Source organism: Actinomadura sp. B10D3, from assembly GCF_039871695.1.
Classification (GTDB): domain Bacteria; phylum Actinomycetota; class Actinomycetes; order Streptosporangiales; family Streptosporangiaceae; genus Spirillospora; species Spirillospora madurae.
This window is the reverse complement of the sequence record NZ_JBDPLY010000060.1, coordinates 1-12,387: the sequence shown is the minus strand read 5'-3', so window position 1 is coordinate 12,387 and position 12,387 is coordinate 1. Positions and strand designations below refer to the sequence as shown.

12 protein-coding genes and 1 pseudogene are annotated in these 12,387 nt (G+C 71.2%); 8 read left to right on the top strand and 5 right to left on the bottom strand.

Annotated elements, in window-relative coordinates; genetic code table 11:
• Window positions 1–123: 123 nt before the first annotated feature.
• Genes ABGB11_RS41880 through ABGB11_RS41870 form a run of 3 tightly spaced genes read right to left on the bottom strand, consistent with a single transcriptional unit; the run spans window position 124 to window position 2,835 of the window.
• Window positions 124–537 (bottom strand): DUF4913 domain-containing protein, encoded by a 414-nt coding sequence (locus tag ABGB11_RS41880; RefSeq protein ID WP_347641256.1) that lies wholly within the window; start codon window positions 535–537, stop codon window positions 124–126.
• The gene (locus ABGB11_RS41875) at window positions 527–2,290 is read right to left on the bottom strand and encodes a TraM recognition domain-containing protein (protein WP_347641254.1); all 1,764 of its coding nucleotides are present in this window, start codon (window positions 2,288–2,290) and stop codon (window positions 527–529) included. The genes ABGB11_RS41880 and ABGB11_RS41875 overlap by 11 nt, the downstream gene beginning before the upstream one ends.
• The gene (locus tag ABGB11_RS41870) at window positions 2,287–2,835 is read right to left on the bottom strand and encodes a hypothetical protein (protein ID WP_347641253.1); all 549 of its coding nucleotides are present in this window, start codon (window positions 2,833–2,835) and stop codon (window positions 2,287–2,289) included. The genes ABGB11_RS41875 and ABGB11_RS41870 overlap by 4 nt, the downstream gene beginning before the upstream one ends.
• 139 nt (window positions 2,836–2,974) lie before the next feature.
• On the opposite strand from ABGB11_RS41870, the gene ABGB11_RS41865 reads away from it, so the two are divergent.
• The 7 genes from ABGB11_RS41865 to ABGB11_RS41835 all read left to right on the top strand — a co-directional run bounded on the left by ABGB11_RS41865 (window position 2,975) and on the right by ABGB11_RS41835 (window position 9,603).
• Window positions 2,975–3,856 carry an NlpC/P60 family protein gene (locus ABGB11_RS41865; protein WP_347641252.1) on the top strand — a complete coding sequence of 294 codons (882 nt, stop codon included), beginning with the start codon at window positions 2,975–2,977 and terminating at the stop codon, window positions 3,854–3,856.
• 245 nt (window positions 3,857–4,101) lie between these two features.
• Complete coding sequence (locus ABGB11_RS41860; RefSeq protein WP_347641251.1) at window positions 4,102–4,464, top strand: hypothetical protein; 363 nt, start codon at window positions 4,102–4,104, stop codon at window positions 4,462–4,464.
• A 128-nt stretch (window positions 4,465–4,592) separates the two neighbouring features.
• Window positions 4,593–4,892 (top strand): DsbA family protein, encoded by a 300-nt coding sequence (locus tag ABGB11_RS41855; protein WP_347641250.1) that lies wholly within the window; start codon window positions 4,593–4,595, stop codon window positions 4,890–4,892.
• A 94-nt stretch (window positions 4,893–4,986) separates the two neighbouring features.
• Window positions 4,987–6,603, top strand: a complete 1,617-nt coding sequence (locus ABGB11_RS41850) for a hypothetical protein (protein WP_347641249.1) — start codon at window positions 4,987–4,989, stop codon at window positions 6,601–6,603.
• Window positions 6,604–6,617: 14 nt separating this feature from the next.
• Window positions 6,618–7,424, top strand: a complete 807-nt coding sequence (locus ABGB11_RS41845; RefSeq protein WP_347641248.1) for a methyltransferase domain-containing protein — start codon at window positions 6,618–6,620, stop codon at window positions 7,422–7,424.
• A 52-nt stretch (window positions 7,425–7,476) separates the two neighbouring features.
• The gene (serS, locus tag ABGB11_RS41840; protein ID WP_347641246.1) at window positions 7,477–8,736 is read left to right on the top strand and encodes a serine--tRNA ligase; all 1,260 of its coding nucleotides are present in this window, start codon (window positions 7,477–7,479) and stop codon (window positions 8,734–8,736) included.
• 63 nt (window positions 8,737–8,799) lie between these two features.
• Window positions 8,800–9,603: an HAD family hydrolase gene (locus ABGB11_RS41835; protein WP_347641245.1), complete on the top strand. Its 804-nt coding sequence runs from the start codon at window positions 8,800–8,802 to the stop codon at window positions 9,601–9,603.
• A 42-nt stretch (window positions 9,604–9,645) separates the two neighbouring features.
• Here the strand turns inward: ABGB11_RS41835 and ABGB11_RS41830 are convergent, their stop codons facing one another.
• The gene (locus ABGB11_RS41830; protein ID WP_347641244.1) at window positions 9,646–10,191 is read right to left on the bottom strand and encodes a bacterial proteasome activator family protein; all 546 of its coding nucleotides are present in this window, start codon (window positions 10,189–10,191) and stop codon (window positions 9,646–9,648) included.
• 13 nt (window positions 10,192–10,204) lie between these two features.
• Window positions 10,205–11,161: an NAD(P)H-quinone oxidoreductase gene (locus ABGB11_RS41825; RefSeq protein ID WP_347641243.1), complete on the bottom strand. Its 957-nt coding sequence runs from the start codon at window positions 11,159–11,161 to the stop codon at window positions 10,205–10,207.
• A 169-nt stretch (window positions 11,162–11,330) separates the two neighbouring features.
• Between ABGB11_RS41825 and ABGB11_RS41820 the strand changes: the two are divergent.
• A pseudogene (locus ABGB11_RS41820) lies at window positions 11,331–12,387 on the top strand (hypothetical protein); the annotation flags it as partial.

Sequence of the window (12,387 nt, the reverse complement as noted above, 5' to 3'; positions counted from 1 at the left end):
ACCAGGTCATTGACCAGGGCCTGCACTGGTCGATCATCCGCCGCGAGCATCAGGCCCGAGCACGCCGAAGCCACTTCCGGCGACGCCTACACCTCCAAGTCCTACAGATCTAGTGATGTAGTACTAGTCGCTGAAGGCGGCGGCGGCCCATAGCCCCTCGGGAGCTGGAACGGAGGGCAGTGGGTCGAGTTGGGTGTGGCGGTCGGGTTTGCAGGCGATGAATGGCCCGTTATCTCGGGACAGCAGGACGGCTAGGTGTGGATCGGCGTGGTGGAGCAGCCAGGTTGACATGCCGAGCGCGCCCTCGTGGCGGAAGTGCTCCCACGTCTCCCACATGGCGGTGATCCGGAGCAAGCCCTCGGCGTGCTTCCACCACTCGGCGCACCAGGTGTAGGAGCCGCCCAGTCGCCGGCGGATGAGGGGGGAGAGGAAATTCACCACGAACTCTTCAGGGTTGGAGAATAGCGGCGTCCGGTCGTCCGGCGAGTCGGCCGGTGCGGGGACCCACTCGTCCAGGTCGTCGAGGTCATCGGTCATAGTCGGTCTTCTTTACTATGGACACCGAGGCGTCGGACGGGGCATAGCGGTCCAAGGAAATTTTCACCGCCGCGGCGTGGGGGCCGTTCTGCCACGGCAGCGTCTGGACGAGTATCGGCGGCGCCCCAGATGGCAGGACGAGGGCGCGGCCGCGTGGTAGGGCGAACAGGTCGGCGACGTCCAGGATTCTCTCCTGGCGGGTGGAGGCGCTGGTCGAGCGGGAACGCTGGCCCTGGCCGGACTGGGTGGTGACCGAGTAGGTGATGGGCTCGTACTCGCCGATGAACTGCACCAGGTCGCCCAGGAACTTGGAGTCGGAGACGCCGCCGCCGTACACGCGGATGTTCGCCGAGCTCCACAGCTTGGCGATGCCGTGCTCGCCCCACACCTCCACGCCCTGGGCCCAGGACTGCAGGATCGTCATCAGCACGATGCCGCGCGAGCCGTAGTGGGAGTACAGGTCGGGCAGGTCCCGCCAGCGGCAGACGTTGGCGGCCTCGTCCAGCACGCCGATCATCGGGATCGGGAGCCGTCCGGCCGGTGAGGTGGTGGCGTAGGCTTCGGCGGCTTCGATGGTGGCGACGGTCAGGCCGGTGACCAGCGGGCCGGCGGTTCCACGGCCTTCGCGGGACAGCGAGTACAGGGTGCCGCCCTCACGGACGAATGTGGCGGGGTCGAATTGCGGCAGGTCCGGGTGGTCGGGGTTGGGGGTCACCCAGCGGGTGACGGCAGGGTTGACCAGGCAGCCGACGGATTTGCGGGCGGTGCCGTAGATGCCGCCGGGTTGCTTGTCGGGGTAGTTGATGACGCCCTGGACGTGTTCGGCGGGCAGTTCGTGCCCGGCGCCGCGCAGAAGGTCGACGGGGGTGGCGTCGGTGACGTCCGACAGCCACCGGTACACCGTGGTGATGGGCTCATCGCCCTCGGCGGCGGCCAGCAGCATCCACGCCAGCAGAGCTTCACCCTCGGGCTCGAAGTAGGCGTCGCTTTTGGCGCCGGGGTCACGTCCGTAGGCGGCGAACACGGCGGCCAGACGGGTGGCGGTATCGACGTCGACGACGTAGCTCAGCGGGTTCCACCACCAGGTGGCGTCCTCGCCGACGATGCCTTGGGGGTCGAACACCCACACGTCGCCGGCTTGCTCGCGCGGCAGCCGGGTGGCGTCGACGATGTCGCGCTTGTTGGAGGTCACCAGTACCGCCCCAGGCGCCTCCAGGATCGCCGGAATGGCGCGGGAGGTGGTCTTGCCCGTGCGGGGCCCCCAGATGTCGATGTGCATGTCCTCGAACGAGCCGTACAGGGGCTGGCCAGTGTTGACGGCCCGGCCGACGAGCACGCCGGGCGTGCTGACCTTGGCGCCGAGCCGCTGGGCGGTGGCCGCGACGCCCGCGCGGCTGAACGCCTGCAGGTCCTCGCGGTTGGCCATGTGCCGGGCGGCGACGTCGACCCGCTTGCGGCCGCCGCGGCGCCGCCAGCGCCATGCGCCGGCAGCGGCGCCGCCTGCGGCCGCCAGCTCGGCGCCAAGGACGGCCAAGCCCGCGCTGCCTGGGCCGGGCGACTGGCCGGTGGCGACCTGGAGGAGGTGAGTGATCGGGTTGCGGGAGGAGGGTCCTGCGGCGCTCGGGTCCATCTGGTGGGCCAGCCAGGACGCCGCCCACAGCGAGCAGGCGAGCAGCGCCAGGACGGCCAGGCCCGCCAGGACCAGGTAGGGCACCAGGTCGGGCGGGCCGCTGCGGCGGCGGGGTGCGCTCACACCGGCGTCCCGGTAGCGCCGGTGGTGCGGGTGGTGCTGTGCGACCAGCGCTTGTTGGTGTCGTTGACGGCCCGCTCGGAGGGGCTGAGATCGACCCGGAACGGGATGCCGGGACGGCCACCGACCTTGACCAGGAACTTGCCGCGTCCCGGGGGCTCGCCGTCGCGATTGAGTTTGCCGTCCCACGACGGCGGGGTGGACCAGTCCACGACCATGCTCTGCTCGGCGCGCGGGAGCCGCACCACCTCGGTGAGGGTGGCCATCTCTGCTTGGGGCAGGCCACCGCAGATCACCATTCCCGCGCGTTCGGCGAACCCCTTGGCCTTCATCTGGTCGGCGGGGTCGGGCAGCGCGAGCATGTCGGCCATGGTGTGAGTGATCATCGCCTGGCCCAGGCCGCGCTGGCGGTTGAGGCGGGTGAGGGCGTCGACGCGGTCGACCAGGCCCCGGCCGGCCCGCAGCACTCGCCACAGTTCATCGAGCACGACGAAGAAGTTGCGCTGCGGGGCCAGCCCGGCGTCGGCCAGGGCGTGCGCGGCCTCCACCGCTCCGAACCCGTCGGACCAGCAGATGCTGGTGGCCGTCCTGGGTGGTTCGGCAGACGCCTCCTGTGAAGGCCCGGCCAGGGGCCTGGTCAGTCAGCCCGGTGCATCCAAGGCCGCCGAGTCGATACCCAGCAACTATTTGCGGATCTACCAGGCCACCGGCCCACAGTACGGAATTCCCTGGACCGTGCTGGCCGGCCTCGGGAAGGTCGAGACCGGCCACGGCACCTCCACCCTGCCCGGCGTGCACTCGGGAGAGAACTTCGCCGGCGCGGGCGGCCCCATGCAGTTCCTCCAGCCCACCTGGGCCGCCTTCGGTGTCGACGGCGACCACGACGGCAGGAAGGACCGCTACAACCCGGCCGACGCCATCCCCGGCGCCGCCAACTACCTCCGCCACAACCACGCCGACCAGGGCGGCGATCACCTGCGCTCGGCGATCTACCAGTACAACCACTCCTGGGACTACGTCGACCTGGTCCTGAGATGGGCCAAGCGGTACACCTCCGGCGACTACAAGATCAGCGCCGACAACGCCATCGGTCAGTGCACTCCCGGCGGCGAGTTCTCCGGCCCGCTCGGCCAGCGCATCGTCAGCTACGCCACCAAGCAGATCGGCGTCCCCTACCAGTGGGCCGGCGGCGACCGCAACGGCCCCACGGTCGGCACCAACTCGCGCGGAGACGGCAAGGCCGGGTTCGACTGCTCCGGCCTGGCCTTGTACGTGGTCTACCAGGCCACCGGCGGCCGTCTGGAGATCCCGCACAACACCGTCGCGCAGTGGAACTACCCCAAGCTCGAAACCGTCGCCAGCAAGCGCGACCTGCAGCCCGGCGATCTCATCTACTTCGCCTCCGACCTGCACCACATGGCCATCTACATCGGTAACAACAAGTTCATCCAGGCACCCCAGACCGGCGACTACGTCAAGATCAGCCCCATGAGCCTGCGCTCCGACTACGCCGGAGCCCGCCGCGTCCCCGCGCGCTACGCCCAATCCCCCCAGGACGGGAAACCATGAGCTCACGCTTCGCCGCCGCTGGATCAGCCTGGCTCGTCCCCTCGGTCGTGGTGAGCCTCTTCGCTGCCCCGGCATGCAGCTCTACGTCGTCTCCAGAGGCACGCCAGGTCCCTCCGACGGCGCTGCAGGGCGCCCCTTCTTCCCCTGCACAGCCATCCAGCCCCGCACGCAAGGGTCCCCCCAGCGGGGTCCCCAACCCGCAGAAGGTCAACCAGCGTGACGCCACCGCCGTGTCGCGTGCAGCTGTGCAGACGATGTGGACCGTCGACGCCGTGACGGACACCGGCCAACTCGACGCCTACCTGCGAGCCCAGCCCTTTCTCACCTCGGCCTACGCCGCCGGCCTGCGGAGCCAACCTCTGGGCGCGGTCCCAGCCTCCTGGCGAGACCACCGGGCCTACGCCAAGGTGCAACTCACCCGTCAACCCACCGAGGGCGGCGTCGGGCCCGACAGCGCCGTTCTCGCGCATCGGCAGTGGCGGATCACAGTCACACCCATCGGCCGCGACGGGTGGCGCGACTCCCCCGCCCACGCCACAGCATTCGTCACACTCATCCGCCAAGGTGACAGGTCCCCCTGGAAGGTCAATGCGGTCGGAACCGCTTGAGGTGCGGCCGCCGGGCACGGTTCCGCCGCCGGAGATGGGAGCAACCGGGACAAGAGCAGGCCGAGGGACGGCTGGACCGGCGAACCTGAAACCGTCCTCGCTTTTGCTGGAGCTCAACCGCGGAGGTCGTGGCCGAGGCGGGACTGGACGCGGCCGAGGCGCGCGAGGTGCTCACGTCCGGCACGTTCGCCTCCGAGGTGGACGCCGAGCAGCGGGCCGCGCGGGACATCGGGGCGACCGGGGTCCCCTTCTTCGTCATCGACAGGCGCTACGGCGTCTCGGGCGCCCAGCCCGCCGAGACGTTCACGCAGGTCCTCGACCAGGCCTGGGCGGACGCGAACCCGGCCCCCATCATGATCGGCGACGACACCGGCGCGTGCACGGACGACACCTGCGCCGTCCCGCCGAGCGGCACCGCCGCCGGCTGACGGCCGCCGTGATCCAAGTGTGATCCTCGCTGGTCAACCGCCGGTGGATCTTGGGCGTCATCTCCACACCAGTGATAAGTGGAGAGGTCCTCCGTTGCGCCGTTCGTCAGCCCTGCTCGCCACCGCCGCCGTCACCGCGTCCCTTCTGCTCGCTCCCGGAACCGCGCACGCCGACGCGACCGGCGTCAGCCTGAGCCTCGACTTCGACACTCTCGCCAAGGACCGCGTGGTCAAGCTGACGCTGGGCGCCAAGTCCGCGAGCGGGGTCACGAACGTCCGCGCGAACATGCGGTACCAGACCCTCGATGCCGAGCCCTATGCCACCGTGGAGTTCACCCGGGCGAGCGGGACGGACAACGACGGCGTCTGGCGGGCCGACTTCCGCCCCGACATCGAGGCCCGCCCCGGCGTGACGCGCGTCGAGGTGCTGATCACGACGGCCGACGGCGCCACGTACACGCGGAACAGCGGCTTCTACGACTGCTACGCGACGGCCATCGGCGACTTCTCGAACTCGCCCGGCGTCATCGACATCGAGCACTCCGAGGTGACGATGCGCGGCCGGGTGATGATCCAGAAATACCGCGAGGCCGCGCCCGAACTGGCGACGGGCGCGACGGTCAGGTTCGGGACGGCCGCCGAGACGACGGCGGGCGAAGACGGTTCGTTCACGCTGAAGACCAGCGGCTTCTCCGAGCCCCATGCCGAGGTCCCGCGACACAGGACGTTCTGCGGCGCGTACAAGGCCGCTGCCCTCACCGTGAACAAGCAGGCCACGGAGATCACGGCACAGATGACGCCCGCGTCGACCGTAGCGCCGTACACGCACATGGCCGTGGACGGCAAGGTCGTCCGGCACGGCTCCACCGGTCCCGTTCCCGTGGCCGACGCCGCGGTCCGGATCGATGTTCCGGCCGATCTGAAGGACACCGGAGGCATCACTTCCGTCCGGACCTCCGCCGACGGCACCTTCCACACCTTCTTCACCGCCGCGCGGGACGCCGGGAAGTCGGGCACCTTGACGGCGCACGTCCAGGGTACCGGCTTCCTCACCGGCGACCAGGTCGGGGTGGGGGCGCTGAACATCCGGAACATCTCCCAGATCACCGGCTTCAACGCGTACCCCGAACCGCTCGCCTACGGCGATTCGATCGTGGCGAGCGGGCAACTGGTCGTCCAGCCCGACTTCACCAACGTCACGAACCTGCCCGTGTACCTGGAGTACTCCACGGACGCCACGACCTGGAAGGTCTGGGAGACCCGGACCCTGGCGCGGCCGGGGGGCTTCTCCTTCACCGACGACAAGCCGGTCACGAAGGACGTCTACTGGCGCGTCCGGTACCCGGGCAGCGCATTGAACGCACCGGTCGTCAGCGGCACCGACTACGTCGACGTCAAGTACCGGACGCAGTGGTACAACTTCAACGCCTCGCCGGAGCCGGTGAGGAAGGGCGCGACCATCACGGTCAAGGGGCAGCTCTACCGGTTCAGGGACGTGGCGGGTCCCGGCCCGAACGCGCCCGTGTACGTCTACTTCAAGCCTGCCGGCACCTCCACCTGGACGCAGGTGGCCGCCACGAAGACCGACGGCGGCGGCTGGTTCAAGAAGACCTTCACGGCGTCCGTGGACGGTACCTGGATGGCGGTCTACAAGGAGACCTCCGGCTACCTGAGGGCCCAGTCGCCGGGCGACTACGTCGACGTGCGCTGACGTAGGGTGCGGTGGTGGCCAAGGACTTCGATCTCTACGAGCGGGAGTTGTGGGCCGGGCGCGCGCCCGCGTACGAGCGGGGGTTCGCGCACGTCACGCGGTACATGGTCGAGCCGCTGCTGGACGCGGCCGGGGTAGCCGGCGGGACGCGGTTCCTCGACGTGGGTACGGGCCCGGGGCTGGTGTCGCGGGAGGCGGTCCGGCGCGGCGCCGAGGTGGCGGCGCTGGACGCCGAGCCGGGCATGGCGGAGACGGCGCGCCGGAACGTGCCCGGACTGGACGTGCGGGTCGCCGTCCTGCCGGAGGTGCCGTTCGGCGACGGGACGTTCGACGCCGTCGCGGGCAACTTCGTCATCAACCACGTGGGGGACCCCGCCGCGGCGCTCGGCGCGCTGCGGCGGGTGCTGCGCGAGGGCGGGCGGCTGGCGCTGACCTGCTGGGTGATGCCGGGCCGGGGCGCGCTCGCGATCGTCCGGGAGGCGATCGAGGCGGCCGGGGTGCCGTGGCCGGACGACATCCCCGAGCCGCCGTTCGTCCAGTACGGCGAGCAGGCGGCGTTCCGGCGGCTGGTCACCGAGGCCGGGTTCGCCGAGGTGGCCGTCGAGGAGGTGACCTGGGAGCACGTCGTCGACCCTGAGGACTGGTGGGAGACGGGCGCGCTGTCCCGGGTCGGCACGAACGGGGTCATCGTCGGGCGGCAGGACGCGGCGACCGTCGCCCGCATCAAGACCGAGTACGACCGGATCGTCTCCGCGTACGCGGTCCGGGATGGCAAGGTCGCGCTGCCCGCGCACGCGCTGCTGGCCGGCGGGGTCCGCTGAGACAGGGGATATACGCGAGCGGACGAGGTGCCGGGCCGGTAGCCTCGGGTCTGTGATTGACCTGCGAGCTCTTCGAGAGGATCCCGAGCGGCTGCGCGCCTCGCAGCGCGCCCGCGGTGAGGATGACGCCGTCGTCGGCAAGCTGATCGACCTGGACGGGAGGCGCCGCTCGGCGCTGACGTCGTTCGAGCAGCTGCGCGCGGAGCAGAAGAGTTTCGGCAAGTCCGTGTCCAAGTCGCAGGGCGAGGAGCGGCAGGCGCTGCTGACCCGCGCCAAGGAGCTCGCGCAGCAGGTGAAGGAGCGCGAGGCGGAGGCCGACCGGCTCGGCGAGGAGCTGGACGCGCTGCTGAAGAGCGTCCCCAACCTGATCGAGGACGGTGCCCCGCCCGGCGGCGAGCAGGACTACGTCGTCCTGGAGCACGTCGGCGAGCCGCCGGCGTTCGACTTCGAGCCGAAGGACCACCTGGAGCTGGGCGAGAGCCTCGGCGCGATCGACATGGAGCGCGGCGCGAAGGTGTCGGGCGCGCGCTTCTACTACCTGACGGGCGTGGGCGCGCGGCTCCAGTACGCGCTGCTGAACCTCGCCATGGAGACGGCGATCGCGAACGGGTTCGTCCCGATGTACCCGCCGGTGCTGGTGAAGCCGGAGGCGATGGAGGGCACCGGGTTCCTCGGCGCGCACGCGGCGGAGGTGTACCAGCTGCCGCAGGACGAGCTGTACCTGGTGGGCACGTCGGAGGTCCCGCTCGCCGCCTACCACATGAACGAGATCATCGACGAGCTGCCGCGGCGGTACGTGGCCTGGTCGTCGTGCTTCCGCCGGGAGGCCGGCTCCTACGGCAAGGACACGCGCGGCATCATCCGCGTCCACCAGTTCGACAAGGTGGAGATGTTCTCCTACTGCGACCCGGCCGACGCGCACGCCGAGCATCTGCGGCTGCTGGAGTGGGAGAAGGAGATGCTCGCCAAGGTCGAGATCCCGTACCGGGTGATCGACGTGGCGGCCGGCGACCTCGGCTCCAGCGCGGCCCGCAAGTACGACTGCGAGGCGTGGGTGCCGACGCAGAGCACCTACCGCGAGGTCACCTCGACGTCCAACTGCACCGAGTTCCAGGCGCGCCGCCTGGCGGTCCGGTACCGCGACGCGGCCGGCAGGAACCAGCCGGTCGCCACGCTGAACGGGACGCTCGCGACGACCCGGTGGATGGTCGCGATCCTGGAGAACCACCAGCAGGCCGACGGGTCGGTGCGGGTGCCGGAGGCGCTGCGGAAGTTCCTCGGGCAGGACGTGCTGGAGCCGGTCAAGCGCTGACCCGCGGGCGGGTGGTCCGCGCGGTGTCGCCTAGGGTGTGTCCCATCTGCCCAGGAAGGTGACATGTCCAAGTCCGCACCGCGCGTCATCGCCACCGACCTCGACGGGACGATCGTCCGCTCCGACGGGACGATCTCCGCCCGGACCGTCTCCGCCCTCGCCCGCGTCGAGCGCGCCGGCTCGATGCTGGTCATGGTCACCGGCCGGCCGCCGCGCTGGATGACCGACATCGCCGCGAGCGTCGGCCACCGCGGTGTCGCGATCTGCGCGAACGGGGCCGTCCTGTACGACCTGCACACCGAGACGGTCGTGCGGGCCGACGAGATCCCGCCGGACGTGCTCGCGGAGACGATCGGGCGGCTGCGCGGCATCGCGCCGGAGCTGCGGTTCTCGGTCGAGTACCCGGACGAGTTCGTGTACGAGGCCCGCTACGAGATGGGGCGCTGGGACGCCCGGAAGTTCGGCGGCCGGCCCGTCGGCGACGGGGAGCTGGTGAGCCGCGCCGGCACCAAGCTGCTCGCGTTCCACCCGGACGCCGACCCGGACACGCTGTCGGAGAAGGCGACCCAGGCGGTCGGCGACCTCGTGACCGTGACGCACTCGTCGGGGCGAGGGCTGCTGGAGATGAGCGCGCTGGGCGTCACCAAGGCCAGCGCGCTCGCGTCCCTGTGCACCGAGCACGGCATCGCGGCGTCCGACGTCACCGCGTTCGGCGACATGGTCAACGACCTGCCGATGCTGAGCTGGGCGGGCACGTCCTACGCCGTCGCGAACGCGCATCCGCTCGTGCTGGCGGCGGTGACGCACCGGACGTCCCGCAACGACGACGACGGCGTGGCCGGGGTTCTGGAACGCCTCTTCCCGTGACGACGGCCGCACCCCCTTCGCGGGGTGCGGCCGGGGGACGACTTACAGGTAGGGGCCGGACGAGCGCGGACCGGGCTTCTGCTGCTGCTCCTCCTCCCCGCCGGGCATCATCCCGGCGGGGAGGGCGCGGCGCATCTGCTCGAGCTGCGCGCGTGCGGCCATCTGCTGGGCGAACAGGGTCGTCTGGATGCCGTGGAAGAGGCCTTCCAGCCAGCCGACGAGCTGCGCCTGAGCGATCCGCAGCTCCGACTCGCTCGGCACCGTGCCCTCGGTGAACGGCAGCGACAGCCGTTCCAGCTCCTCGACGAGCTCGGGCGCGAGGCCGTCCTCCAGCTCCTTGATGGACGACTTGTGGATCTCCCGCAGCCGGGCCCGGCTCGCCTCGTCCAGCGGGGCGGCCTTGACCTCCTCCAGGAGCTGGCGGATCATCCCGCCGATCCGCATGACCTTCGCGGGCTGCTCGACCATGTCGGTGACCGACTTGCCCTCGCCCTCGCCCTCACCGCCGCCTTCGACGGCGATGCCGTTCGGACCGAGCACGAGCACCTGCGGGTCCTGTCCAGACTTGTTCTTCGAAGGCTCGCTCATAATCCCCCCATACTCACACGGTCAGCAGGATCTTGCCGACGTGACCGCTCTCTTCGAGCAGCCGGTGCGCGCGGGCCGCCTCCGCGATCGGGATCCGCCGGTCGACGACCGGCCGGATCGTCCCGGACTCCAGCAGCGGCCACACGTGCTCCCGGACGCCCGCGACGATCTCCGCCTTCTCCTCCGGCGGGCGCGCCCGCAGCGTCGTCGCATGCACCAGTGCCCGCTTGCGCAGCAGCTTGCCGAGGTCGAGCTCGCCCTTCGCGCCGCCCTGGAGGCTGATCACCATCAGCCGCCCGCCGGTGGCGAGCGCCTCGACGTTCCGCTCCAGGTACTCGGCGCCGACCAGGTCGAGGATGACGTCGTAGGGGCCGCTCTCGACGAAGTCCTCCTCGCGGTAGTTGACGGCGACGTCCGCGCCGAGCTCCCGGCACCTGTCCGCCTTCTCCGCGCTGCCCACCGTCGTCACCACCCGGGCGCCGCGGGCCTTCGCGAGCTGGATGGCGAACGTCCCGATGCCGCTGCCGCCGCCGTGCGCGAGGAACGTCTCGCCCTCGCGGAGGCCGCCCAGCATGACCACGTTCGAGAACACCGTGCACGCGACCTCCGGGAGCCCGGCCGCGTCGACGACGTCCACGCCGCGCGGCACCGGGAGCACCTGGCCGGCGGGCACGGTGACCCGCTCGGCGTAGCCGCCGCCGCTGAGCAGCGCGCACACCTCGTCCCCGACGGCCAGGCCGGTCACGTCCGCGCCCAGCTCGGCGATGCGGCCGGACACCTCCAGGCCCGGATACGGGGGAGCGCCGGGCGGCGGCGGGTAGAAGCCCAAACGCTGCATGGTGTCCGCACGGTTGACGGCGCTCGCCGCCACCTCGATCAGGACCTCGCCCGGCTTCGGCGCGGGGTCCGGCACCGGCGTCCACTCCAGAACGTCCGCGTCTCCCGGCTCCCGGATCACGATGGCATGCATACCGATCACGCTACCGGGCGCGTCCAAGGCGCCCCGAACCTCGAACTTCTTCGCGGCAATGGCGATCTACTCGTGGGATGCGTGGTATTGGCGCACAGGTATCCTGCGTGGGGGCCAATTTGCCCACCTGCTCCGTGTAATCAAGAGGCGTGCCCTAGGGGGAAGAACGGTGGCGAGGAACGAGCACGACGGGCGGTCCCTGGAGGAGCGGCTGGCCTCACTGGACGCGATGAGCGGCGAGAAGACCGGGCCGTCCCCCGTCCCCGAGGCCGAGAAGGCCCCCGACGAGAACACCGGCGAGCAGGAGAACGCGCCGCCCCGGGCCGGACCACCGGCCGAGCAGCCCGAGCAGCCTGAGCAGGTCGCCCAGCCCGAACAGGCCGCCCAGCCCGAACAGGCCGAGCAGGCCGATCTGAACGGCAGCCCCTGGCTCGCCGCGCCGCCCACGTTCCAGGGCCAGCAGGGTGATGACGCGTTCGGTCCCCCGGAGCCTCCGCCGTACGACGGCGGCCCGATGCCGCAGCCGTTCGACGGCGGGATGCTTCCGCCGCCGTACGCGGGCATGGGCGGCGGCTACCAGGGCTACGAGCAGGGGCAGCCGGGCGAGCAGGGGCAGCCGTCGCCGTACGAGGCCAACGGCAACGCGACGACACCGCCCCTTGAGCAGCTTCCGCCGTACCCGTCGGAGCAGGCCCCGCCGCAGGACGCCGCCGGCCAGCCGTACCAGCCGCCGGTCGACCCCGCCACCGGCCGGCCGTACCCGCAGGACACGGACGCCTCGGGCCAGCCGTACGTGCCGATCGACCCGAACACGGGACGCCCCCTGCCTCCGGACCAGAACGCGCAGCCCTACCCGCCCGCCGACCCGGCGGCGGCAGGCCAGCAGTACCCGACCGTGGAGCAGCAGCCGTTCCCGTCCTTGGACCCCGTCACCGGACGGCCGTGGCAGGCCGACCCCAACGCCGGTGCCCAGCCGTACCCGCCCGCCGACCCCTCGACGGGCCAGATGTACCAGCAGGACCCCAACGCGGTCCCTCAGCCGTACCCGCCGATGGACCCGAACATGGGCCAGCCGTACCCGCCCCCGCCGAACCCCGCGGGCCAGCCGTTCCCGCCGGTCGACCCGAACACGGGCCAGCCGTACCAGCCGCCGGTTGATCCCAACACCGGCCAGCCGTTCCCGCCGGTCGATCCCAGCACGGGCCAGCCGTACCAGCCGCCGGTTG